Genomic DNA, 23,892 nt, shown 5'->3' with positions numbered 1-23,892 from the left:
ATCATTAAGCACAGTAACAACACTTGGTAAACCAGTTATTCAAACACTGTAAATTCACAAGGCTTACCGCCACTTCTACCAATCTCACTAATAATTCCATGGTCTCCGTCCTGAACTTGCACACTAAACTTTTGAGCTGTGACCACATCATCTCTATCGGGTTAAACTCAGGGGAATACACCGGCAGATATTCTACCCTGGCTCCTACTGACTCTATCATTTCTTTGACTTCTTCTCGATGATGAGAATTTCAGTTATGCATTACCACTACATCTCCTTTTTTTAATTTTGGCAATAAATCTAACTTGATGAATTGGAGAAAATCCTCTTTTTTCATTGACCCTTCTAATGTTTGAGTCGCCACCACTCCGGAGAGCTTAATTGCACCAATTATTGTCATTTTTTGACCTCGATAGGATTTCCGCAGTTCATAGACTTTTTTCCCTTTCGTCGCTCTGGCTAACGGTCTGCTCATCCCTACCCATAACCCACTTTCATCAATAAACACAAGCTTTTCAGGAGCCACATCTCTAATTCTTTACCAATAATCTACTCGCGCTTTCTGTACTTCTTCTGTTACTACTTTTTCGCTCCTGTATGTTTTTTTTTTGAGACTTATATCGTGCTGCTTTAAAAATCTATCTATCATGGTCGTACTGACATTTATGCCCAGCTTGTCTCTGAGCTTCTCACTATATTGCCATAAGGTCAGGTCGGGGTGGGCTTCTACGATATCTATCACGGCTTCCTCATGCTTAGATCAAATGCTTTTCTTTTTAGTGCCACACTTACGAGGAGATAAGTCTCCCGTTAATCGATACTGTTTGACCAGTCGCCTTACCGTGTCTGGACTCACCAAAAAGCGTTTCGCTACTTTTCGGATAGAAGTGTCTCCTTTTTCATAGGCTTCTACTATCTTTTTCCGAAAATCTAAAGAGTAACGGCTCATGGTAGTTGGTTGTGATAACTTATACAATAGCCATACATTATACTGTACTTTGTGTTTTGTGTAAAGGCTGTATCCCCATTGATGATTTAATTTAACTGGGGCTAGACCCTCCGCAAATTCCCCAGCTTCTGAAAATTTAGGTTCAATAATCGAGTTACCTTCCCGGTCAATATATCCCCATTCAGATCCGATCCTAACTTTTGCCCGTCCTTGGGAAAAGCTACCCCCACCATCAAATTTAGCTATAATGTGCCAATCACCTGATTTATTAATATATCCCCATTTTGTCTGATCATAAAGTTTAGCTAATGCCAAACCTTCCGCAAAATAATAGACAGGATTCAAACTAAATTTGGCAGGAATTGCTAGTCTACCTTCCCGGTCAATATATCCACTTTTATCATCCATGTTGACACTAGCCATTCCCTCCGAAAATGCCCCCAAAGATATAATATCACTTGCCAAAGTGATCACGATATTTTCTTCTGTATTAATGAAGCAATTTTGACCATTAATGATGACATTAGCTAATCCTTCGGAAAATTTTGCCGCATAGTCAAATTGAGGGGTAATTGCGAATAAATTACTATAGGCGATATATTCCCAAGACACCACATTTCTAGGTCGCAAGGCTTGACATAAAAAAGCCGCGATTTCACCCCTAGTAGCATTTTGATTAGGCTTGAGTTGTCGAACTTATGGATAATTAACCACTAAATTTTCAATCGCCCCAGCGGCAATTCTTTCCCTAGCATAATTGGGGATTGCCGCCGCATCATCAAAATATTGTGTGAGAATTTCTTCCGGGTTTTCAGGGATTCTATGCTGTAGATGTGCCGCTAAAACAATTAAGGCTTGCACCCTAGGAATAGGTTGCTGTGGGCGAAATGTACCGTCAGGATAGCAGGCCAAAAAACCTCGGCGAGTCGCTTGTTCAATATTCGATTTTGCCCAATAGTTATCGGCAACATCTTTATAGGCGATCGCCTCCTGAATTATCGGTGCATCATCAAACATCCTACACATTAACGTAGCAAACTCAGCCCTAGTTACAGGTGCATTGGGGCGAAATGTACCATCTGGATACCCTAAAATAATGTTTATATTAACTAATAAGTTAATGGCTTGAATCCCCCAGTTATTTTCTATGTCTGATTGCATTTATATATCTCAAATTATGGTGTGATAATAGCTGACCAATTATCCGAAATTTATGCAGTCCATAATAACATTATTTTCTGTTTAAAACCACCTCGTTGCGCTCGTTTTTCATCAACTTTTAATTGTATCTGCTCATCGGATATGTTATAACTTTTCTTCAACGATTCAACCACCTCTAAAATATCTGCTAATTCCTCCAATAGACTAGCATCATCGCTTTCTTGAACTTCCTCGGCTTCTTCCCTTAACTTATTTCGTAAAGCTATGCGATATTCCGCCTCAGATAAAACCTTGATTTCCGGCTTACCTCCAGATTGTCGTATCATTTCAGGAATGCGATCGCGCACCAGTTTATAATATTCTTTACGCATTCAATTATCCCCTCACACCACCAAATTTTGCTGATTAGATTACCGAGAAATTCTCGCTTCCGACAAAGCTATTTCCTGATTCCGACGATACAAAGCCACCCGATTTTGAGCCGTAGCATAGCGAGGATAGCTAGGAGATACAGCCGCCATTAAATCAGCCGCCGCCCGCCATTTTTCCGCAATTTCTAACCATTCCCTATCAGTCATTGCATCCCTTCCTAAAGACACAGCATTTTCAGCTAATTGGACAGCCTGTTTAAACAACTCTTCATCCGATAATACATCATCAGAAATTGTCTGATTGGGAGTAGGTTTCACCGATGTATAATCCGAGTTAAACAATTGAGTAACCGCTAAACTCATCCATTGATAAAAAGCAAATACCCCCACAATTAATAACACAATTATGCTGATGAGCGCAATTAATATACCCCGTGACGATTGTTGCTTTTGCACCAATTCCTGAGATGGATAACTATCAATTAGTCCCCCACTAGTATGACCCGGTAATCCCGCCCATATATGTGGTTTTTTTATGGTGATATTTTCTGACCAAAGCAGTTCACTATCTGGACTATCCAGAATATCCTCTAACCACAGTAATTGATGTTGATTAAAGACACGACTATGGATGCTAACTCGGCGAATCTTCCGGGGAGCAATTGTCTCTAAAACGTCCTTAATCTCACGGACTAAATATGATTTATCCAGATATTCTGCTTGCTTTCCTTCACAAAGTAATTGCAGAATACCCCCCACAAAAACAGCCCTAATTATTACCTTACTTTCCGCCAGATAATAATTAAGTACCTCAACTATGGCGACCACACTACCTTGGTGAGCCTGTTTGATCAAATCATTAATTGCATCCATCATTTAGCAGCCGAAACTATAGCTATTGACTGACTTCCCGAAAAAATTGCCCTAATTGACGACTCATTGACTTCACCAGTCCTTCGGATTTTTGAAGTTGAGCGTCAACTGTTGCTTCTAATTCCTTAACCCGGGCTTCGGGAAGATTAAGCAATTCTAGCAATTTTTGATAGGCGCGTGCCTCTTCATCATTAATCATTGGCTCCTCTGTAACCCTAGCACTAGAGCTAATCACCTGATAACCCAAAGCCAAAACCAATTCCCGTTCCTCTGGAGTTTGCAGTTTGGGAATCAACTCGTCAAGGGGAATATTCTTCATCAGATAATCCTTTGACACTCCCATTGCCTAAAGGCGAGGGGATTCTTCATTCATAGACCCAACTTGCTTTGACAGGATTGCTCCAGCCATAGTATAGGTCGAATCTCCTGAAGCGTTCGGGTATAAGACCCATGTTCCGCTATGCCCTAGCGTACACAAGGCTGACTTTGCTGCGCAACGCTGCGCGAACAGGATGTTGAGCGCAGCATTCCTATCCCGATCCAAGTTTAACCCACATTGACAAACATGAGTTCGAGTGGATAGGGCTTTTTTGACCACTGCACCACAGTTAGAGCATTCTTGGGAAGTATAAGCCGGGTTAACGGCAACCGTCACCTTGCCAAACTTAACCCCAAAATACTCTAGCCACTTCCTGAATTGATACCAAAGAGCATCATTAATCGACTTGGCGAGACAGTGGTTTCTAACCAAATTCTTTACCCTCAAGTTTTCATAAGCGACCAAATCGTTAGATTGGATTACGCAACGCGCCAGTCTCTTGGCGTGTTCTATGCGCTTCGCGCAGGCTTCGCCAACACGTTGCCTACTTATCTTGAGGTGTACTCGTCCTAGTTGGTTAATCGCTTTCTTTCGGTTGGATGAGCCTTTCTTTTTGCGAGAAACACGCTTTTGTCTAAATTTCAAGCGGCTCTCACCCTTTCGATAAAATCTGGGGTTAGGTTCGCGCTTGACCATTAGAATCGGTATAAAATTCCTTTAATCCTACGTCCAAACCAATCGCTTTACCCGTGGGCTGACTATCTACTTTAACATCCGCTTTGAGCATAAATTGAACATAGTAGCCGTCCGCACGACGAATAAGCCTAACCCGTTTGATTTGTTCGAGCGGGTAGAAATGTAAATCCCATGTTCCTTTGAGTTGAAGCTGGCCTATGCCTTTTTTGTCGGTGAAGGTTATTTTCTTACGAGTTTCTGATAGCTTCCACCCAGAAGTCTTGTATTCAACTGAACGACTGTTCTTTTTGAACTTGGGAAAGCCTTTCTTTCCTGGAATGGCTTTCCGGCAGTTATCGTAGAACCTTGCGATCGCCGAATATGCTCTTTCAATGGAAGCTTGACAGGCACTGGAGTTTAAGTCGCGAGCAAAAGGAAATTCATCTCGAGCGTGTTTTGCGCTAGGCGATACAAATCCTTCTGCCCAATTCCTGAATTATCCATCCAGAAACGGACGGCTTTATTGCGGATGAACTGAGCAGTTCGGATGGCCTCATAAATGGCAATGCACGTGATTTGACTTCCCTTTGGCTTTAAACTCCACTACAATCATTTATAGTACCAGACAGGAAAGTTAGGACGTATAATGGAGAGGACGAGATGACTAAGAAGACCAAAAATGCCAGCCCCCTATAGTTACGACCTCAGACAAAAAGTTATTGATGCAATTGAACTAGACGGTATGCCCAAAACAGAAGCCAGTCAAGTTTTCCATGTCAGCCGGAACACCATTAATCTCTGGCTGCAAAGAAAAGCACAGACCGGAGACTTCCTCCCTAAACCTAATCACCCACCTGGCAATAACCACAAAATTACCGACTGGCATAAATTCAAAGCTTTTGCCCAAGAGCATGGCGATCAAACCTCCGCTCAAATGGCTGAACTTTGGGATGACGACATCTCTCCTCGCACCATATCCAGAGCCTTGAAGAAAATTGGCTTCACCAGAAAAAAAACTTACGGCTACCAAGAACGTGATGAGCAACAGCGAGAGGAGTTTATTGCTCAGATTGAACAGATGGAGCCGGAAGGGTTGGTTTACCTCGATGAAGCTGGCATCAATAGTCAAGACTCGGATTATCCTTATGGTTACTGTGAGCAAGGACAACGCTTCCATGTCCTCAAATCCGGGAAGAGGCAGGGCAGGGTGAGCATGATTGCGGCATGGTGTCATCAACAACTCTTAGCCCCCTTTAGCTTTGAGGGTTGTTGTAATCGGACAGTGTTTGAGTTGTGGTTGGAGTTCATCTTAATTCCAACACTGAAGCCAGGTCAGACTCTAGTGCTAGACAATGCAACGTTTCATAAAGGGGGACGGATTCCTGAGCTAGTGGAGGCGGCTCAATGCCGTTTACTCTATCTACCACCTTATTCGCCAGACCTCAACAAGATAGAGAAATGTTGGTCGTGGTTGAAAGCCCGCATTCGCCATTGTATTGAGCAGTTTGATTCTCTCCATGATGCCATGGATTCCGTTCTCCAAGCTGCGTCCTAACCACCTTGACTAATGCTATACATAATGTATTTACATTATGTAACTTCTAAAATATGAATGCCTACCCTATCATGTCCAGATATTACCCAGAACTAAGTTACCCCCAACAGATAGCTTTACCTACAACCTACGGCTAAGATTTTGGGGGTGAACTGATTATGTTGGTATCGGTTTCTGCTCGGTAATTGTCACCAGTTGAAAAGTTGTTTAGGGGTATCGGGTTGGTTCCGGTAGGAGATAGTTTAGATTAGGCGATCGCACTTTTCATATCAGCCAGATGATAGCCCATAGTTTCCCCTCACCGAGGATTATGAATCAGACCCATAGATAACCGGATAGGCGATCGCTCATAGGTTTACCTATAGGTCTAGTCCACGGAAAGGCGGTCTGATATCTTTGTATAGCACAAGACATGAAAGTTAGGACGTATAATGGAGAGGACGAGATGACTAAGAAGACCAAAAATGCCAGCCCCCTATAGTTACGACCTCAGACAAAAAGTTATTGATGCCATTGAACTAGACGGTATGCCCAAAACAGAAGCCAGTGAAGTTTTCCATGTCAGCCGGAACACCATTAATCTCTGGCTGCAAAGAAAAGCACAGACCGGAGACTTCCTCCCTAAACCTAATCACCCACCTGGCAATAACCACAAAATTACCGACTGGCATAAATTCAAGGCTTTTGCCCAAGAGCATGGCCACAAAACCTCCGCTCAAATGGCTGAACTTTGGGATGACGACATCTCTCCTCGCACCATATCCAGAGCCTTGAAGAAAATTGGCTTCACCAGAAAAAAAACTTACGGCTACCAAGAACGTTGGAAGCAACAGCGAGAGGAGTTTATGGCTCAGATTGAACAGATGGAGCCGGAAGAAGTGGTCTACCTCGATGAAGCCGGCATGAATAGTCAGGACTCGGATTACCCTTATGGTTACTGCGAGGAAGGAAAACGCTTCCATGCCCTCAAATCAGGGAAGAGGCAGGGCAGGGTGAGCTATATAGCCGCATGGTGTCATCAACAACTCTTAGCCCCCTTTAGCTTTGAGGGTTGTTGTAATCGGACAGTGTTTGAGTTGTGGTTGGAGTTCATCTTAATTCCAACACTGAAGCCAGGTCAGACTCTAGTGCTAGACAATGCAACGTTTCATAAAGGGGGACGGATTCCTGAGCTAGTGGAGGCGGCTCAATGCCGTTTGCTCTATCTACCACCTTATTCGCCAGACCTCAACAAGATAGAGAAATGTTGGTCGTGGTTGAAAGCCCGCATTCGCCATTGTATTGAGCAGTTTGATTCTCTCCATGATGCCATGGATTCCGTTCTCAAAGCTGCGTCCTAACCACCTTGCCTAATACTATACATTGATAGGTGTATCTTTGTACATTGATAGCTTGGGGAATTATCTTCTGCTGTTGTCGTGGTTGATTTTGAAACATATCCTCCCCCCAACCGGAACAAACACTCTTGGGGGTGCGACCGACGTGATAGCAGTCAATGGTGAGGAACGAACCGATAGGCTTGCCATTGACGGGTATCACAAGGGAGTTACCCTATCGGTGTTTGGTTGGGGGGAGGTATGGATATTTGACAGATTGATTAAGTTGTGTTTATTGATTAACCCGTCAATAATTAAGATTTGTTGCTAAAGGATATGCACCAATCGTCCCGTATACTAAGACTGAATGGAGTGCATATTGAGTGTGACGATACGACTATCGGGTTAAGTGAATTCCCGCGATAGTAGTCAGGATAGGGGTTTAAGTAAAATGCGGATGGCGAGACTCGAACTCGCAAGGCAAAGCCACACGCCCCTCAAACGTGCGCGTATACCAATTCCGCCACATCCGCAGAAGACAACCGAGGACTAGGAATGATTTTTCCCATCGGTGTGCTAATTTACCATTGTAGCACCAAACTCCAAAATTGCCAAACTTTTTTTGCCAACAAATTTGGGTAGTATCTTCCACAAAGTCCCAAAATAACATATCCTAACTGATTATTGCCCGAACACCACCGAAAATGCGGTTTTCAAAGATCCTGATTGCCAATCGTGGGGAAATTGCCCTACGGATTCTCCGAAGTTGTGAAGAAATGGGGATTGCCACAGTGGCCGTCCACTCCACTGTAGATCGCCATGCCTTGCACGTCCAGTTAGCCGACGAAGCTGTTTGCATAGGCGAACCCAGTAGCAGCAAAAGTTATCTAAACATCCCCAACATCATCTCCGCAGCCCTAACCCGGAACGCCACCGCCATTCATCCTGGCTATGGTTTTTTAGCGGAAAATGCCAGATTTGCGGAAATTTGTGCTGACCACGACATCGCCTTTATCGGTCCAACCCCGGAGGCGATTAGGTCAATGGGAGATAAGTCCACAGCCAAAGAAACCATGCAGCGTTTCGGTGTTCCCACCATTCCCGGTAGTGAAGGCTTAGTCACCAATGACAAAGCTGCCCAAAAAATAGCCCAAAAAATTGGCTATCCAGTAATTATCAAAGCCACCGCCGGGGGAGGAGGTCGGGGAATGCGACTGGTCCGAAGCGCCGAGGAACTCCCGAAACTATTTTCCGCCGCCCAAGGAGAAGCAGAAGCAGCCTTTGGAAACCCAGGCTTATATATCGAGAAATTTATCGAGTGTCCCCGCCATATTGAATTTCAGATTTTAGCCGATGGATTTGGGAATGTGATTCACCTAGGGGAAAGGGACTGTTCAATTCAGCGACGACATCAAAAGCTACTGGAAGAAGCGCCCAGTCCGGCTTTAAATCCTGAACTCCGGCGAAAAATGGGAGAGGCGGCGGTGAAAGCAGCCGCATCAATTAACTATACCGGGGCGGGAACAGTAGAATTTTTACTCGATCGCCATGGGAAGTTCTACTTTATGGAAATGAATACCCGTATCCAGGTAGAACACCCGGTAACAGAAATGATAACGGGGCTAGATTTAATCGCCCAACAGATCCGCATCGCCCAAGGACAAAAATTGCATCTCACCCAAGATCAAATTCAGCTTAGGGGTCATGCGATCGAATGTCGGATTAATGCGGAAGATCCAGATCGCAACTTTAGACCACACCCCGGACGCATCAGCGGCTATCTTCCACCGGGGGGTAATGGGGTCAGGATTGATTCCCATGTGTACACCGATTATGAGATTCCCCCCTATTACGATTCTCTCATTGGTAAGCTAATTGTCTGGGGTCCTGACCGGGCAGCGGCTATAGTAAGGATGAAACGCGCTTTGCGTGAATTTGCTATTACCGGAGTTCCCACAACCATCAGTTTTCATCAGAAAATTATGGAAACCCCGGAGTTTCTCGAGGGTAAGGTTTACACCAATTTTGTGGAACAGTGGATGAACAAAAATTTGCCTTCTCGTTAAACAATCATTCTCAGAATTCCCTGTTGTCCCAGTAACAATTCCCGCAGGAGGCTAAAAATCCCTACCCAAATCACCGGGGTAATATCCACGCCTCCCAAAGGGGGAATCACTTTGCGGGTGATGGCTAAAAAGGGTTCCGTTGGCCAGAAAATCAGATTAAACGGAAACTGATTTAACTCGGCTTGGGGATACCAGGTCAAAACAATGCGGAAAATAAATAATAGGGTCATTCCCGCCAGGAACAAGCCCAGAGTCCAGTCTAAGATGGTAAAAGTTGTCATGGCCTTGAGTTGAAGTTTGTTAACCTTTTCCCATTTTAGGGGTTAGCCAGCCCCCTAAATTGGCAGTGGTTGCCAAGTTACAGCCTGTTCAGAAATCATCTGATCACCTCTCAAAGTCCCTCTCCCTCTATGGGATCCAGATTTAGGGTGAGGGCAATATATTAAGCGACTGGTGAACAAACTGTAACTAAAAGGGAGTTTGATGGGCTAATTGACATATTCATGGTTGATGGTATGATAGATGCACATGACATTACGACAATAGTGCGGGAGTCTGAAAGCGCCGTCGCTTTAGCGCGGGGATGAAAGACGACACGGCGACTTGAGTCGCCGTCCTGCCAAGACGGCTTATATTGTGTGCATGGATATAGCCATGATGTGCGATTCGTTCCCGCCAAAAGTAGAAGGAAAATTCCTGAAACGTAGGCGGGGCAGGGAACACAGCCCCCAAAGGGCATTGAACCTTGACAACTAGATATCGATGGTGGTGAAAGTCCATCCCGCGAGGTGTATCGCGTGAAAGCACGTCCCCCACAGTAGCGACTGGTCATCAATCTGTGAAGCGGGGATGAAAGGGAGTAAGCCTGGGTCTAAACGGGCGCCCTCTTGAGCAAGTGTCCATGGATAGAAAACGAAGTCACGTCCGAAAGCGTCGTTACTATAAACCTGCGAAAATTAGACTGACACGCAGGAGCCAAAATGGCTAAAGGATAAAGGGGAGGCTGATATCATACAGACCTCTCATACACCCAAATAAACCCGGCGTAAAGTGGCATCCTAAAGGCACAATCAATCGATATCTGGAACGAAGTAACCTCCGTTGTTGCTCTCAGGAATAAGGTCGAAATCCTGAGTAGGAAACCATCCGCAAGCCAACGTGAGGAAGGATTGAGTCAGAAGCGAATGTCTGGGGTAATGCCCAGGATATGCTGACGGACTCACGATAACTTGGAAGATGGAGCCTTAGTAGCATGGAAATGCCCAAAACGATTGGAAACAATACGGTGGTGCTGGAATGGCAAGATGTTGATTGGAAATCAATCGAACGTCGAGTCTTCCGCCTGCAAAAACGGATTCATCAAGCCGAACGTCGTGGTGACATCAAAACAGTTCGCGGACTCCAAAAGTTACTGCTGAAGAGCTGGTCAGCCAGAATGTTAGCGGCTCGTCGGGTTACACAAGATAATCAAGGCAAAAAGACGGCAGGAGTGGATGGGGTTAAATCCCTATCCCCAAAAGCACGTATGCGCCTTGTAGGTCAATTGAAGCTCAACTCAAAAGCCAAACCCGCACGTCGGGTATGGATTCCCAAACCGGGAAGAGACGAAAAGAGACCATTAGGAATACCCACAATATACGACCGCGCATTACAAGCCTTAGTCAAAATGGCACTCGAACCCCAATGGGAAGCCAAATTTGAACCTAACTCATACGGGTTAAGACCAGGTAGGTCTTGTCAGGACGCAATCGGGGCAATATTCAATGCCATTAGGTGCAAACCTAAATGGGTATTAGACGCCGACATTGCTAAATGCTTTGACAGGATTGACCATGGCAAACTATTGGACAAGCTCGAAACGATACCCGCCATCAGACGACAAATCCGGGCATGGTTAAAAGCTGGGGTAATAGATTCTGGACAGCTATTCCCGACCGATGAGGGGACACCACAGGGAGGCGTAATAAGTCCCCTACTGGCAAATATTGCCCTCCACGGCATGGAAGAGAGCATCAAGGAATTAGTGGAACAACTACCTGGAAAAGGTAGTCGTACCAATCGAAGACGAGCAGTATCCTTAATCAGATACGCAGATGACTTCGTTATCATTCACGAAAACCTTGGGGTAATCGAGAAATGTCGTGACCACATCCAGGAATGGTTGAAAGGGATGGGATTAGAACTCAAAGAGGAAAAAACTCATATCACTCACACTCAAGAGTGTGATAACCCGGGATTCGATTTTCTCGGTTTTAACATCCGACAACATAAAGTTGGCAAATACAAAACCGGGAAGAATACCCATAATGAGCCTCTAGGATTCAAAACCATCATCAAACCCAGCAAGAAGGCTGTCAAGTCCCATTACCAGAAATTGAAACAGATAGTAGATTCTCACATCGTCGCACCACAAGAGGGGCTAATTAGGCACCTTAATCCGGTCATCAGGGGATGGAGTAACTACTACTCAACTGCGGTGTCAAAACAAATATTCTCCCAATTGGACGAACTCCTCTATTGGAAATTAGCCAGATGGGGAAAAAGAAGACACTCAAATAAGACTGGGAAATGGGTAGCTCGGAAATATTGGCGGAAGATTGGAAGTAGAAATTGGGCTTTCGCGACTCGCACGGAGTCAAACCCGATGCAGTTACGAAGCCATGCAGAAACACCAATTATCCACCACACCAAGGTCAAAGGCGAAGCCAGTCCATACGACGGTAATCTTAAATACTGGAGTACAAGAATGGGCAAACAACCAGGAATTCCTACAAGGGTGTCAAAGCTCTTGAAGAAACAAAAAGGGAAGTGCGCCCACTGCGGACTAACATTCCGGGAAGAAGACGTGATGGAAATCGACCACATCATCCCTAAGTCGAAAGGCGGAAAGGATACATACAAGAACCTCCAACTTCTTCACCGTCACTGTCACGACGTTAAGACGGCCTTAGATGGTAGTCACGGTTCTCATGACAAGAGCCAAGTTATCGAGGAGCCGGATGAGGTTAAAGTCTCAAGTCCGGTTTTGGAGACGAGTCGGGTGGGCGACTACCCGGCTTAGTTTAACTGTACTAGAGTTCAAAGCCTACGGAAAACCCCAGCAATTCAGCGCCATAGACGAGGCGGTGAGAACAGTTCAGTTCATCCGAAACCAAGCCATCCGTTATTGGATGGACAACCAGGGAACTGGACAGAACGACCTGCAAAAGCTATGTGCTCAACTTGCTAAGGAATTCCCTTTTGCTGCTGAACTCAACAGCATGGCTCGGCAAGCATCCGCAGAAAGAGCCTGGAGTGCAATCTCTCGATTCTACGAAAACTGCAAGAAGGGTATCCCCGGAAAGAAAGGGTTTCCCTCTTTTAAGAAAAATAACCGCTCGGTAGAGTACAAAACCTCTGGGTGGAAGTTAGACTCGAATCGCAAGGCAATCACCTTCACCGACAAGAAGGGCATTGGTAGACTAAAGCTCAAAGGCACTCGTGATCTGCATTTCTATCCAATAGAGCAGATTAAGCGAGTTCGCCTCGTCAAAAGAGCCGATGGCTACTATGTTCAGTTCTGTATTCGTGTAGAACGGACTGAATTTGTTGAACCCTCTGGTCGAGCCATCGGCTTGGATGTTGGACTCAAAGAGTTCTACACCGATAGCAACGGTGAAACAGTTGGAAACCCCCGGCATCTCAGGAAAAGTGAATCACGACTAAAGCAGTCGCAGCGCACTGTTTCCAGAAGGAAGAAAGGGGGTCAGAATCGAGCCAAGGCCAAGGTGGTTCTAGGCAAGCGCCATCTCAAGATAAGTAGGCAGCGTAAAGATTTGGCTGTGAAGTTGGCAAGATGCGTAATCCAGTCTAACGACTTGGTAGCCTATGAAGATTTGAGAATCAGGAATATGGTGCGAAATCACAGCCTTGCTAAATCGATTAGCGACGCTTCCTGGTATCAGTTTAGGGTGTGGTTGGAATATTTGGGCAAGGTGTTCGGCAAGAGCACTATTGCTGTTCCACCCCACAGGACAAGCCAGGAATGCTCTCGCTGCGGTGTCATTGTGCAGAAGACTTTATCCACTCGAACTCATGTTTGTCGATGTGGATGTGTGATGGACAGGGACTATAATGCAGCGAGAAACATCCTTAGTCGGGGATTGAGTACGGTAGGGCATACCGGAACTTTGGCGCTAGACGCAAGCAACGCTTCAGGAGAATCGACCTCTACTTTGGCTGGAGCAATCCTGTCTGAGCAAGTTGGCTCGTTGAGTGAAGAATCCCCGTCGCTTTAGCGCGGGGAGTGTCAAATGACATGGCAAATAGTGATAACCATGTTGATGACCTGTGGAACGCGGGGCAAAGCCGATCGCCAAACCGTAAGATCAAATAGTAGAGAAAAAACTGCTATAGGCGGTTTGGTAGGTAGGAAGCCCGGGCTGTAATCTTCGATTCAGCGTCGGGTAGTTTACAATAATAAAAATATAATCTGCACTTGCACTCTAAGGATCTGATTAAGATGACACCTTCATTGATGAATTTCTTCTATAGCTTGCTGGCTGGTATCCTGATCATTGTCGTCCCGGCAACTGTTGGGTTAATCTTTATTAGCCAGAAGGATAAAATCATCCGTCGTTCTTAGAAACTTGACAGGAGCCGATTTTTAGCTAAATTGGGGTTTATGGGGGGCTAGGGGCGATCGCTATTCCCCCTCCACCCCCAACCGTCGAGAAGCCCGGTTTCTAGGAGAGCATGATTTAATCTCAAATTAGGTTAACATTTTACGGCAATACGGTACAATACCAAGTATGGTGCGAGACCTTCGGGTATGAAATAGAGCTGAAATGGGCGTGGGGACTACCCGGTGAGGACTTCAACCCCTTGGTTGATTGGGTCGCATCCCTAACCATCCCATAACACAGCCGGATTTTTTTGCCCCCCTTCGAGACTTCCAATATGGTTGCCAAGGTGAAGCGTCTAATCAGGTCTAAGACTGCCCGCGCCATGCTGACATGGGCGCATTATCGATTCAAACTAACCCTGAGACATAAGCGCGGAAATAACTGAACAGTTGTAGATGTGACCGAAGAATACACCAGCAAAACCTGTACTCACTGTGGTCATGTCCATTCCCAGCTAGGTGGCTCAAAAGTGTTCCGATGTCCGGAGTGCGGGTTCACTCTACCACGGGACTGGAACGGTGCTTTTGGAATCTTTCTAAAAGCTTTGCGGGATACCGCCTCTGTTACCTTAACGGGTAATAGTGCTATCGTCGCATTGTCCGGGAACAACCGGAAAAATGTCGCGTAAATGTATCAGTTTCCCCTTCCCCAGTGGAGGGTTACTTAGAAACTGGGTTTCTTTTGTCCCCACCCCTGACCCCTCTCCCCAAGAAAGATAGGGGTTTTAAGTGTCTACCTGTCATTATTCCCTAATCTGAGGAAAGTTAAAGTTGCAATTAAGGATGTTGTCCTGTTTCATGCAGGACTTAATCTGGTATGATGATATGGGGATAAATTCACCATCTAAGACAAAATCATCGGCATTCATTACCACCCCCAAAATTTCCTGAGTTTCCCGCAGACGGATGACTGTATCGTTGGCAAATCCATCATTGTTAAAATCAATGAGTAATTGATAATCTAAGTCCTCTTCTGTTAAGCCACCAGTCAAACCAATTTTATCCCCATGAAACCAATCAAAATCAGTGATAACCGGTGCTTCATTGATATTATGAGTGGCATTTTCGACGCTAATAATAAAGACATTTTGGGGATTTGCTCTAATGTAATCTGCCCAGGCTGGCTTAGAAGCCATTAAACTCAAGGGAGGTAAAACAGTTAGCAGGGCTAGGCTGACTAATTGTGAGATAAGCATCACTCGAATTTGACTCTACAATTAGAATCTACGAGGGTGATTATGTGATTTCTGAATCCTAGGTGATACTATCCCAACTTAGACAGGATTAATAAGATTGGCGGTCTCCTAGAAGTGAAGCCCTAGAATCCTTATTCAGCTAGAGTTACAGGAGATAAAAGACTGATTTTTTTATAGGGATGTAAGAGTAGACGGTTAATAAACTGGTTGATGACATTTGGGTTTTCTCTCATCCGAGCGCATAATGGTCGATGAGAACCTTTGTCGAATTTTGGCGGCTGGGGTTTCACTGGTGATTTGGTGCTACCTAGTGGGCTATGGAAAAGCCATGATAAAGGAAATCCCATGTTTATTGATATGTCCTGAATCAAGAACTGATAGGATGAAACAGATAGACGGTTGCTGAACATCTTGGCTATAGCAGCCTGGAAGTTATGCGATTTTTGGGGTTAGCAAACTTTGACACATTTATCCAGCCTATAATTCAGGGGAGAAATACCATCATGAATACAACCCGCTTATCTCGTAATTCTATCAACCCCTGGGGGGCGATCGCTGCTTTATCCTTGGGTTTGGGGTTTATCAGTCTTCCTTTTGTCCCTCCGGTGGTCGCCCAGGAACAAATGGCGAGAACATTAACGGTCAGTGGTGAAGGTATCGTGACTATTCCCACGACGTTAACTCAGGTACAGCTTGGGGTGGAAGTTCAAGGGAGAACAGCCCAAGAGGTTCAGCAAGAAGCGGCTAGACGTACATCAGCGGTGGTAGAATTACTGCGATCGCGCAATGTTGAAAAGTTGGAAACGGCGGGAATTCGCCTCAACCCCAACTATAACCATCGCAATAACCAACGAGAGTTAATCGGCTATAGCGCGACCAATAGCGTGACGTTTCGCCTCAAAACGGAGGAGGTTGGGAACTTACTTGATCAGGCGGTAAATGCTGGCGCTACTCGCATTGATGGTATTAGTTTTGTGGCTGCTGATGCTGATCTGACTGCCGCCCACAAACAAGCCCTACAGTTGGCGACTCAACAAGCCCAGCAACAGGCTGATACTGTGTTAGATACCTTGAACTTGAACCGCCGGGAAATTGTCAATATTCAGATCAATCATATCAGCAGCCCTGTTCCTAGACCGATGATGCGATCGGACGCTTTAGCCAGCGCCCCAGAGGCTTCAACCCCTGTTATTGGAGGGGAACAAGAGGTTAGGGCTTCGGTGACATTACAAATTCGATATTAAATTAATTCTCATACTATTAGGGGTGAATTTGTTTTAAAATCATTCGCAGGCGATCGTAATCATCTTTGAGCAGGACACTAATAGACCGTCCGGCTTCAATTAACCAACTGCGATCGCAATTTCGCTTATGATATATTTCCCGGATAGTTGCTGCCACTAAAGAGTCTACCGGGGCATTCATCACTTGTAGTAAGCTGGCTAAAAAATCCAGGCTTTCGCTAAAATAAACTATGTCCTCCGACTCACACCGATACACAGCTTGATGAATTTGGGGAGGTCGGGGGGGGATATATTGGTAAATCTGTCCCCGTTGTGGTGTGGAACCATTTAGCCCCCCGGAGGTTTTCTCAAAGCCGACAATAGCAGCCTTAAATTCTGTTTTCAACATGGCGAAAATTTGGGGCTGCTGTTCCCGCAATTCTTCCAGGGATAAGCCTAAAGCCCTGGCTCTATGTACGGAGTCAATGGGGCTGGTGGTGGCGTGGTAAACTACGCCATAGACGCGATTATTGGACTCCTCATCAATTGCTGTTACCCAACTACCAAAGGGGGGCATTACTGGAAAACTGAGGTCTTCTGGTTCTAAACACTGGGCTAAAAATTCGGAGGTTGATGTTTCTATCACCTCGGCAAAGTGGTTATGGTGACGGTTGTTGATCTCAAACTGAGGAAAGGGAAGACGCATATTTAATAATTAATAATTAATAATTAATAATTAATAATTGGTTAGAAACCCGGTTTCTCAAAGAAACCGGGTCTCTTGAACTGTGGGGGAGAAACTCGGCTATAGAGAGGATAATGGCGCATCATTCACGAATATATCCACAAAATATCTCTTTTGTCAATAGGGTGACAATGGGACATGGCTGGGGACACTAAAACTCGTGCATCGACATTATGAATAATTAATCATTAATAATTAATAATTAATAATTGGTTAGAAACCGGGTTTCTTGAACTTTGGGGGAGAGAGGGCGGGTTTGGTAATAATGTGACTAACTGCGGAGGCGCGCCCCTACGTTGGTACCGCACCCGTCAACACTGCTGGCTTATGGATTATTAACCGCAGCCAAGGACTAAATGGGGTTCTGCTATTTGATTTTCTTTGGTGGCTAAATCTATACAGGGGACTACTTGTGCGAGGTTTGGCTTTACGCGATCGCCTCGATAAATCTCAAGTTTCGCTTCGGTAACTGCTTCAAAAAGTAAGCGTTCTCCGGGAAAGAGAATGTGTTCAAAGTACCATCCGGGGATATTAGAAATTCGGATAATTTCTAATTTAGTGGTGGCATTTTGATAGTAGCACAAAATGATGTCGGAATAGGTTGGGGGTATGGCATCAAAAATTGGGGACATTGGATAAACCTGGTGTAATTCAGAGACGAATAGGCGAGCTACGATTAGGCTAGGTGGTAAGTGTTAAGATATTGTGAATTTTCCCATAATTGATAAAATTGATCAAGGCAGTTTTAGATGTGAGGCAGTGGTTAAGGGGTCTAGCGGATGGGTACTAGAATGTAAAGGTAGTTCTGATCGTGCCAATTACGAGGTCTTGATGTCGATCGCTTTGATTAGGATTAGTAATCAAAATGATACCTGGAGTAATGGAAAGATAATCATTTAACTGATAACGATAAAACCCCTCCAAATGCCAGGATGAGTCAGTGGGAAGGGTACGCCCCAACCTTCCTGAAGCATCAAGATTAGCCAGATATGGTTCCCGACCAATGATCACGCCGCCTAAACTGCCTTCATGGAATAAATCAGGTAATGCCACAGTGATAGCATAGTTCCAAATTTGCCCATCAGCGACACCACGAGCCCTAGCGGCGGTATATCCTCCCCAACCTCCGAGGATAACTTGAGGGTGAACACGCCAAGATAATTGTAGGCCATAAGAATGACTAGAAACGCCTGTGGCGACCCCTAGGGGGTTAAGTCCGTTGGTTAATCCCAGCAGGGAATTAGCTATGCCAGTACCAGTGTAGCCGTTAAAGGCATTGCGGTTAACTTCTCCGGTGGTGCGATTAAAAACGGGGCCATTGTTCTGACCATTATCAAAGCCAAAGTTTCCGGGGGTAAAGTAACTATGGTTATAAGTTAGGGCAAATTGTAGGTTATCTGTGGGGGTAACAGTCAATTGTGCCAGAATGGAAAAATCGCCGTTAAATAAGCCTTGTGATGGTTGTGAATTGGTGGCGGTGGGGGTGAGATATCCGACAGATAGGGATGTGGGACCGAAGATGCTGGTTAAACTGTGATCGCGAAATTCATAATTGATACCAATTCCAGCGCCTCCCCCGAGTCGGTAGATGGGGTTACGTTGACCAAAGGCGCTTAAACTGCCTTTTCCGCCGTCGTAGTCATCAATATAGGGGTTGAGGGTAGGAACAAAATCATCCCAGGTAACTCCTTTGGCGGCGAGGATGAAATAAAGACGATCGCTGACGGGAAATTGATAGAATAGGCGTTCTAGCTGAACTTGATTTTCTGTATCACCGACAATGTTAAAGGTTTGGGTTCCCTCCCCGATAACTCCTCGGTTAAAGCTGGAGGCGTTACCACTTTGTAGGCGGGTCAATAACAAATCTCGTCCGGTAAAACTGGTGTTAAAGTCGAGACGAATGCGATTTTGGAATACGGTTTGATCGGTTCCGGTGTCTTCTCCAAAAGCATCAGTTAGGGCGAAAATTGCCTCCCCTCGCAGTTGAGTAGTGAGGGAAAACTGATTATTCTCGATTTGGTCGAGACGGGTATCTATGCGGCGAATGTCCTGTCGTAATAGGCTTAATTCGGCGGCAAATTCTTCCTGGAGACGTTTAACGGCGAGTAATTCTCCTTGGGTCATACGATCGCTAGTTTCGGCGGCGATGATTTCTGAAATGCGATCGAGACAAGTATTGACTCCGGCGGCAAATTCATAGCGACTTAAGGCCCTATTTCCGCGAAAGGTTCCGTCGGGATAACCTGCTATACAGCCAAATCTTTCTACTAGAGATTGTAAGGCTTGAAAAGCCCAGTCTGTGGGTTGAACGTCGCTAAGTTGGGAAACGGAGGTAACTTGAGATTGTTGGGGCTTTTTTTTGCCTTCCTGGCTGTAACGTTGGAGTTGTTCCCAGGTGTCTGAGGTGGGGAGGTCTGGGTTGGCGATCGCTGTTGATGGTAATATTGTCGCCATGATCTGGAGAACCATCATAGAAAACCACAGGTGTTTAAAACTGTTGCCGTTCATGATTAAGTCAGATTAAGTTTTCGGGCAGGTTAAATTAGGGCAGATATTTTTGAACGACGACCCAACCGCTGAGGGAGACGATCGCAAAACTAAAGAATAGAATAACATTGATGGTAATGTGAAGCGATCGCGCCCAAGATTTTTCTGGGTTAATTTGGTGGGCACTCCAGGCCGAAAGCAAGACTAAAGCCACGACGGTCAAACCAGCCGGAAGATGTACAGAGTGTCCTAGGTTCCCATAGTGACCAATAGTTCCGATGATGCCCACAGCTAACAATAATAGAACTAAAACCACCATAATCATGCCGATCGCATAATGAAGGGGTCGCAACCACAGAGGACGGGAAGCGTTTTGCTGGCTACAGGTGAACATCCAACCCCCTGTCATTGCTAAGATCAGATAAGCGGTGATGGAAAGACCCATAGACCAGGCGGCGATTTTCCATAACCACAAAAAGGAAGGCAGATCCATAGTTATCGTTTCCCTAAAATTCACAAAGACGGCGATCGCTTTTTTCTAACTTCTTGTTGGTGCGTAAATAATCCCCTATCCAACCACAGGCATATTCTAGGGTATTGAGACCTAAGATCTTGTCAATTTGCCATAATGTGATGGTGCCATTACCCCCCCCATTAGCCAGAATTTGGTCATCGGGGCTAAATTCTACGGTTCTGACCATGCCACAGTTTCCCCCCAAATGAACTAAGCTATCACCATAGCGACTCCAGACTCTGACGGTTTGATCGTCACTAGCAGAAGCCAGATATTGTCCATTATTGCTAAAGGTTACTTGAATGACTGTACCCTGATGACCGGATAGGGTCTGGTAAAGGTTATAGGTTTGTGTGGTGGGGTTCCACAGCCATAATTTGACGGTGCGATCGCGACTTCCAGAGGCGATCAGATCACCATCAGGGCTAAACAACACAGACCAGACCCCATCTTGATGGCTATTTAGCCGAGAATGGGATCTACCATCTAAACTCCAGAGTTTGAGGCTATTATCATGGGAACTAGACACCATCATCTCACCATCGGAACGAATATCAACCCCCCAAACCGCCCCGATATGTCCGGTGAAAACCTGGGAAATATTGCCATATTCGTCCCACATTTTTAGGGTATTATCCCAACTCGCTGTCACCAGTTTTTGGCTATCTGGGGTAAATTGCAGCCCCCAAACACTGGCTTGATGGTCGGTGAGGGTACGGTGGACTGAATTTGATGCCAAGTTCCATAGTTTCACAGTACCATCATGGGAACTCGAGGCTAACCATTTACCATTGGGACTAAAGGCGAGTTGGTTGACTCTGGTGATATGACCTGTCAAGGTGGCTAGGGGGTTTCCCATGAAGTCCCATAACTTGATGGTTTGGTCACTAGAAGCAGAAGCCATGACCCCAGAGGTGGCATTAAACACAATATCCCAAATTTCTCCCTCATGAGCCTGAAAGTTTGTCATCAGGGGATGATCGATTTTCCACAGTCGTAAAGTCCGATCCCAAGACCCAGAAACTAGGGTTTGGCTATCGGGACTAAAGGAGACAGCATCAACTTCGCCTTCGTGACCGCGAAATACTTCCCGGGGATAGTAAAGTTGATCTATGGGGCTTTTTTTCCACAATCGCACGGTTTTGTCACGACTCCCAGAGGCGATCAATTTGCCGTCTGGACTAAAGGCAATATCCCAAACTTCATCATCATGGCTTTCGATGCTTTGCCGGATTTCTCCCTGGGTATTGGTGATTTTTATGGTGCGATCGCGACTAGCTGAAACTAGGTGATCAGAGTCGGGACTAAAGGCGATCGCCATCACTTCCCCTTGATGATTTGGCAGGGTTTTTAAGAGGGAACCATCGGAGTTAAAAAGTTCGATAATTCCCGATTCTCCACCAAGGGCGATCATTTCACCATTAGGACTATAGGCGATCGCCCGCCGTGGGATTCCATCATTGCTAAGGGTGGTGAGTAATTCTCCGTTGATTTTCCACAGTTTGGCACTACCATCAAGACTAACTGAGGCGATCAATTCACCATCAAAACTAAAGACGACGGACATCACGGGTTGTTGATGTGCATTCCAGGAATATTCGAGGGTGGGGGGAGTTTGCTTAACATTCCAAACTTGCACATTTCCATCCCGGACACCAACCGCTATTAGGTGATTATCCGGGCTGAAATTAATGGCGATCGTTTCATCTTCAAAGCTGCTTATATTAGCCAAAAGTTCACCATCTGGCTGCCACAGTTTCACCGTTTTATCCTGACCCACAGAAGCAATTAATCTGCCATCAGGACTGAAACTAATATTATAAATGGAACCCCTATGTCCTGAAAAGCGGTTAAACTCTTGAATACTATAAGCCGTTTGTGATAGCACAGACTCAACTTTTGCCTGGATTTCTGCATTAGACCACCACAGCTTATTCAGAGATTTTTTGGCTTTAATTGCTTGTAAAAGTGCCTCTAAAGGACGGTTGAGGGCGAGGAAGGCTTCCGAGGATTGCGTGAGGGCTTGAATTTCGCTAAGTTTCGCTTGTCGATATTGCCAAAATGTCGCCAAACCCAGAATTAATGTAATCGTAAAACCTGCACTAACTGCCCCTAACAGTAATCTTTGCAGTCGGGATGTTTTCTGCTGGGATACCAGTTGCAATTCGATGGTTTTGGCGCGCTCGGCTTCTAGGGCTTTTTTGATTTCTAAAGCATCTAATTCTGTGGAAGCTGACAAAAATTGGTAGTCGTCATCACTGAGGCTTTAACGATGAAGACTAGATTGGAGAACTTTCGCGACTTTTTGCAAGCACTTATCCCCCGCAATATGTCCATAAGTATCATTATACAGCTTAAAGCAGTCAATATCACACAAAATTATCGAAATAACTTCCCCTGTATAACTATGTTTTTGCCATTGTTTTTCTAAAGATGAAAACAGAAAACGACGATTGGGGACTTGAGTTAAATCATCTATATTGGCGAGTTTCTCCAGTTGCTGATTCATAGCTTCTAGTTGATGCAGGCGAGAATATTCATTAAATATTCCTTTTTCATACAGGCTTTGAAAATACTGGCGATAGAGTTGACAACTGGCGATCGCTTGATTTCCTTCTAGCCTGACTAACCCCAAACTCTCCAATTTATAAGCTGCAATGGGTTCGACTATTATCCCGTCATTAGACATCACAATCAACTGTAAAATTTGTAATAGTTCTGCTTGGTCTTTAAGAATCGCTAATTGTTCGCACAAATGTTGATGATAAATCCCCCCTTGAGTATAGGCTTCGCTGATAATTTTTTGGAGGCGATCGCTTATGCTTTTTTTATCATTATCTGGGGTGACTACCAGATGATATAAAGCTAACCTAACTAAGTAGGGATGACCTCCCACCATATCCATTAATGACGTGACTAAATTGCCATCAGTATCCTCTATCCCATGACGTTTAGCTAAATCTTTCACCTGTTCTTGTGTGAAAAATGGCAGTCGGATCGGGAGTCCTACATTAAAGGGAGATTGATTTAATTTTAGGGGAATATAAACCTCCGTTGAATGTACCATAACTAATCGCAATTTTTGCATTTCTTCCGATTGCTTGGCTTCCTCATGCCAGGAGCGCAACATCGGCAAAAACTCCCCCGCCACTTGGGGATACTCAAACAGATAGTTAACTTCATTAATGGTTATAATCAGAGGTGAGTCGATTAAATTTAGCAAGTATTTTAGATAAATTGTACAGCTAACTTTACTGCCGATATCTTCATCCCAATAGTCATCTAACCTAGATGGTAAATTTAGGAAATGACCGACATTAGCACAAAACCACCGCAAAAAACGTTTCAGATCTGATAAAATTGAGGCTTCAGTTTGTCTTAAATCTAAGTTGACTATATAATAATTATTCTGTTTACCATAAGACAAGATTCTTTGCAACAGAGAACTTTTACCCATTTTCCTAGGCGCACGAATACGGATCACACTTCCCGGTTTCTGTATTTCTCGGTAGGCTAGTTCTTCAATAGACGGGTGATCAATATAAAAGGGTGAATTCAGGGGTACAGGATCATTAGGGTACTCAAATTCCATATCTAAAATAGGTAAGGCTTTGCCGTTCATAGTAATTATCATAATATATACTAAGGTGTTGATCATGTATAAACAGTTTGACCCCCAAAATCTGGGTGACATCAGAAACCATATATTGGTATAAATACTGGTACAATGGTAATTATCCATAACTCTGGGGTGAATTGGGGTTCGCAGATCTTTCCTG

The 23,892-nt window shown here is 44.9% G+C and carries 19 protein-coding genes, 1 tRNA gene and 4 pseudogenes; 8 read left to right on the top strand and 16 right to left on the bottom strand.

Features of this window, described 5'->3' with window-relative positions; genetic code table 11:
* Positions 1–4 precede the first annotated feature (4 nt).
* From HFV01_RS09445 to HFV01_RS09410, 7 genes and pseudogenes are all read right to left on the bottom strand, one after another.
* Positions 5–949: pseudogene (locus tag HFV01_RS09445) on the bottom strand (IS630 family transposase).
* Between the two features lie 93 nt (positions 950–1,042).
* Positions 1,043–1,561 (bottom strand): annotated as a pseudogene (locus HFV01_RS31680) (WG repeat-containing protein); the annotation flags it as partial.
* 84 nt (positions 1,562–1,645) lie between these two features.
* Positions 1,646–2,110, bottom strand: a complete 465-nt coding sequence (locus tag HFV01_RS09430; RefSeq protein ID WP_006624896.1) for an S-layer homology domain-containing protein — start codon at positions 2,108–2,110, stop codon at positions 1,646–1,648.
* A gap of 50 nt (positions 2,111–2,160) precedes the next feature.
* Entirely contained in the window at positions 2,161–2,481 is a 321-nt protein-coding gene (locus tag HFV01_RS09425; RefSeq protein ID WP_006624895.1) for a nucleoside triphosphate pyrophosphohydrolase, read from the bottom strand.
* 39 nt (positions 2,482–2,520) lie between these two features.
* The gene (locus tag HFV01_RS09420; RefSeq protein ID WP_006668221.1) at positions 2,521–3,357 is read right to left on the bottom strand and encodes a hypothetical protein; all 837 of its coding nucleotides are present in this window, start codon (positions 3,355–3,357) and stop codon (positions 2,521–2,523) included.
* 19 nt (positions 3,358–3,376) lie between these two features.
* Complete coding sequence (locus HFV01_RS09415) at positions 3,377–3,673, bottom strand: hypothetical protein (protein ID WP_006668220.1); 297 nt, start codon at positions 3,671–3,673, stop codon at positions 3,377–3,379.
* A gap of 27 nt (positions 3,674–3,700) precedes the next feature.
* Positions 3,701–4,961: pseudogene (locus tag HFV01_RS09410) on the bottom strand (RNA-guided endonuclease InsQ/TnpB family protein).
* A gap of 66 nt (positions 4,962–5,027) precedes the next feature.
* On the opposite strand from HFV01_RS09410, the gene HFV01_RS09405 reads away from it, so the two are divergent.
* Together HFV01_RS09405 and HFV01_RS09400 are read left to right on the top strand one after the other, a co-directional pair.
* Positions 5,028–5,903, top strand: coding sequence for an IS630 family transposase (locus HFV01_RS09405; protein ID WP_006668218.1), 876 nt, complete (start codon positions 5,028–5,030; stop codon positions 5,901–5,903).
* A 464-nt stretch (positions 5,904–6,367) separates the two neighbouring features.
* On the top strand, positions 6,368–7,243 hold the full coding sequence (locus tag HFV01_RS09400; protein ID WP_193521037.1) for an IS630 family transposase: 876 nt from the start codon (positions 6,368–6,370) through the stop codon (positions 7,241–7,243).
* Positions 7,244–7,671: 428 nt separating this feature from the next.
* Here HFV01_RS09400 and HFV01_RS09395 read toward each other — a convergent pair.
* Positions 7,672–7,752, bottom strand: a tRNA-Leu gene (locus HFV01_RS09395).
* A gap of 171 nt (positions 7,753–7,923) precedes the next feature.
* On the opposite strand from HFV01_RS09395, the gene accC reads away from it, so the two are divergent.
* On the top strand, positions 7,924–9,285 hold the full coding sequence (gene accC, locus HFV01_RS09390) for an acetyl-CoA carboxylase biotin carboxylase subunit (RefSeq protein ID WP_006668217.1): 1,362 nt from the start codon (positions 7,924–7,926) through the stop codon (positions 9,283–9,285).
* On the opposite strand, the gene HFV01_RS09385 is transcribed toward accC, so the two are convergent.
* Positions 9,282–9,566, bottom strand: a complete 285-nt coding sequence (locus HFV01_RS09385) for a YggT family protein (protein WP_006624885.1) — start codon at positions 9,564–9,566, stop codon at positions 9,282–9,284. The genes accC and HFV01_RS09385 overlap by 4 nt on opposite strands.
* A gap of 977 nt (positions 9,567–10,543) precedes the next feature.
* Here HFV01_RS09385 and ltrA point away from each other — a divergent pair.
* The 4 genes and pseudogenes from ltrA to HFV01_RS09365 all read left to right on the top strand — a co-directional run.
* Positions 10,544–12,346: a group II intron reverse transcriptase/maturase gene (gene ltrA / locus HFV01_RS09380; RefSeq protein ID WP_438861261.1), complete on the top strand. Its 1,803-nt coding sequence runs from the start codon at positions 10,544–10,546 to the stop codon at positions 12,344–12,346.
* 52 nt (positions 12,347–12,398) lie between these two features.
* Complete coding sequence (locus HFV01_RS09375) at positions 12,399–13,562, top strand: RNA-guided endonuclease InsQ/TnpB family protein (RefSeq protein ID WP_046319790.1); 1,164 nt, start codon at positions 12,399–12,401, stop codon at positions 13,560–13,562.
* A gap of 224 nt (positions 13,563–13,786) precedes the next feature.
* The gene (gene psbX / locus HFV01_RS09370) at positions 13,787–13,909 is read left to right on the top strand and encodes a photosystem II reaction center X protein (RefSeq protein WP_071533658.1); all 123 of its coding nucleotides are present in this window, start codon (positions 13,787–13,789) and stop codon (positions 13,907–13,909) included.
* Between the two features lie 275 nt (positions 13,910–14,184).
* Positions 14,185–14,577: pseudogene (locus HFV01_RS09365) on the top strand (zinc ribbon domain-containing protein); the annotation flags it as partial.
* Positions 14,578–14,691: 114 nt separating this feature from the next.
* Here the strand turns inward: HFV01_RS09365 and HFV01_RS09360 are convergent.
* On the bottom strand, positions 14,692–15,144 hold the full coding sequence (locus HFV01_RS09360; RefSeq protein ID WP_006624880.1) for a hypothetical protein: 453 nt from the start codon (positions 15,142–15,144) through the stop codon (positions 14,692–14,694).
* Positions 15,145–15,578: 434 nt separating this feature from the next.
* On the opposite strand from HFV01_RS09360, the gene HFV01_RS09355 reads away from it, so the two are divergent.
* Positions 15,579–16,388, top strand: a complete 810-nt coding sequence (locus HFV01_RS09355; RefSeq protein WP_006624878.1) for an SIMPL domain-containing protein — start codon at positions 15,579–15,581, stop codon at positions 16,386–16,388.
* Positions 16,389–16,404: 16 nt separating this feature from the next.
* Here the strand turns inward: HFV01_RS09355 and HFV01_RS09350 are convergent, their stop codons facing one another.
* The 6 genes from HFV01_RS09350 to HFV01_RS32050 form a co-directional block, all read right to left on the bottom strand.
* A complete protein-coding gene (locus HFV01_RS09350) occupies positions 16,405–17,073 on the bottom strand; it encodes an HAS-barrel domain-containing protein (RefSeq protein ID WP_006624877.1) in 669 nt (222 codons plus the stop codon).
* 374 nt (positions 17,074–17,447) lie between these two features.
* On the bottom strand, positions 17,448–17,744 hold the full coding sequence (locus tag HFV01_RS09345; RefSeq protein WP_006624876.1) for a DUF1830 domain-containing protein: 297 nt from the start codon (positions 17,742–17,744) through the stop codon (positions 17,448–17,450).
* Positions 17,745–17,898: 154 nt separating this feature from the next.
* Positions 17,899–19,620 (bottom strand): iron uptake porin, encoded by a 1,722-nt coding sequence (locus tag HFV01_RS09340; RefSeq protein ID WP_006624875.1) that lies wholly within the window; start codon positions 19,618–19,620, stop codon positions 17,899–17,901.
* Between the two features lie 34 nt (positions 19,621–19,654).
* Positions 19,655–20,092, bottom strand: a complete 438-nt coding sequence (locus HFV01_RS09335) for a DUF4079 domain-containing protein (RefSeq protein WP_006624874.1) — start codon at positions 20,090–20,092, stop codon at positions 19,655–19,657.
* A gap of 13 nt (positions 20,093–20,105) precedes the next feature.
* Positions 20,106–22,352, bottom strand: a complete 2,247-nt coding sequence (locus HFV01_RS32055; RefSeq protein ID WP_438861260.1) for a WD40 domain-containing protein — start codon at positions 22,350–22,352, stop codon at positions 20,106–20,108.
* 27 nt (positions 22,353–22,379) lie between these two features.
* Complete coding sequence (locus HFV01_RS32050) at positions 22,380–23,771, bottom strand: AAA-like domain-containing protein (protein WP_438861259.1); 1,392 nt, start codon at positions 23,769–23,771, stop codon at positions 22,380–22,382.
* Between the last annotated feature and the right edge of the window lie 121 nt (positions 23,772–23,892).

Origin of the sequence: Limnospira fusiformis SAG 85.79 (assembly GCF_012516315.1) — a bacterium.
Lineage (GTDB): Bacteria > Cyanobacteriota > Cyanobacteriia > Cyanobacteriales > Microcoleaceae > Limnospira > Limnospira fusiformis.
Note: the sequence above shows the minus strand (reverse complement) of the source record. Positions and strands in the feature narration are given on the sequence as shown.

What these genes read in the sequence shown, in the direction of transcription:
- HFV01_RS09430 (WP_006624896.1), bottom strand. Translation starts at nt 2,110, where the DNA reads ATGCAATCAGACATAGAAAATAACTGGGGGATTCAAGCCATTAACTTA.
- HFV01_RS09425 (WP_006624895.1), bottom strand. Translation starts at nt 2,481, where the DNA reads ATGCGTAAAGAATATTATAAACTGGTGCGCGATCGCATTCCTGAAATG.
- HFV01_RS09420 (WP_006668221.1), bottom strand. Translation starts at nt 3,357, where the DNA reads ATGATGGATGCAATTAATGATTTGATCAAACAGGCTCACCAAGGTAGT.
- HFV01_RS09415 (WP_006668220.1), bottom strand. Translation starts at nt 3,673, where the DNA reads ATGAAGAATATTCCCCTTGACGAGTTGATTCCCAAACTGCAAACTCCA.
- HFV01_RS09405 (WP_006668218.1), top strand. Translation starts at nt 5,028, where the DNA reads ATGCCAGCCCCCTATAGTTACGACCTCAGACAAAAAGTTATTGATGCA.
- HFV01_RS09400 (WP_193521037.1), top strand. Translation starts at nt 6,368, where the DNA reads ATGCCAGCCCCCTATAGTTACGACCTCAGACAAAAAGTTATTGATGCC.
- accC (WP_006668217.1), top strand. Translation starts at nt 7,924, where the DNA reads ATGCGGTTTTCAAAGATCCTGATTGCCAATCGTGGGGAAATTGCCCTA.
- HFV01_RS09385 (WP_006624885.1), bottom strand. Translation starts at nt 9,566, where the DNA reads ATGACAACTTTTACCATCTTAGACTGGACTCTGGGCTTGTTCCTGGCG.
- ltrA (WP_438861261.1), top strand. Translation starts at nt 10,544, where the DNA reads ATGCCCAAAACGATTGGAAACAATACGGTGGTGCTGGAATGGCAAGAT.
- psbX (WP_071533658.1), top strand. Translation starts at nt 13,787, where the DNA reads ATGACACCTTCATTGATGAATTTCTTCTATAGCTTGCTGGCTGGTATC.
- HFV01_RS09360 (WP_006624880.1), bottom strand. Translation starts at nt 15,144, where the DNA reads ATGCTTATCTCACAATTAGTCAGCCTAGCCCTGCTAACTGTTTTACCT.
- HFV01_RS09355 (WP_006624878.1), top strand. Translation starts at nt 15,579, where the DNA reads ATGCGATTTTTGGGGTTAGCAAACTTTGACACATTTATCCAGCCTATA.
- HFV01_RS09350 (WP_006624877.1), bottom strand. Translation starts at nt 17,073, where the DNA reads ATGCGTCTTCCCTTTCCTCAGTTTGAGATCAACAACCGTCACCATAAC.
- HFV01_RS09345 (WP_006624876.1), bottom strand. Translation starts at nt 17,744, where the DNA reads ATGTCCCCAATTTTTGATGCCATACCCCCAACCTATTCCGACATCATT.
- HFV01_RS09340 (WP_006624875.1), bottom strand. Translation starts at nt 19,620, where the DNA reads ATGAACGGCAACAGTTTTAAACACCTGTGGTTTTCTATGATGGTTCTC.
- HFV01_RS09335 (WP_006624874.1), bottom strand. Translation starts at nt 20,092, where the DNA reads ATGGATCTGCCTTCCTTTTTGTGGTTATGGAAAATCGCCGCCTGGTCT.
- HFV01_RS32050 (WP_438861259.1), bottom strand. Translation starts at nt 23,771, where the DNA reads ATGATCAACACCTTAGTATATATTATGATAATTACTATGAACGGCAAA.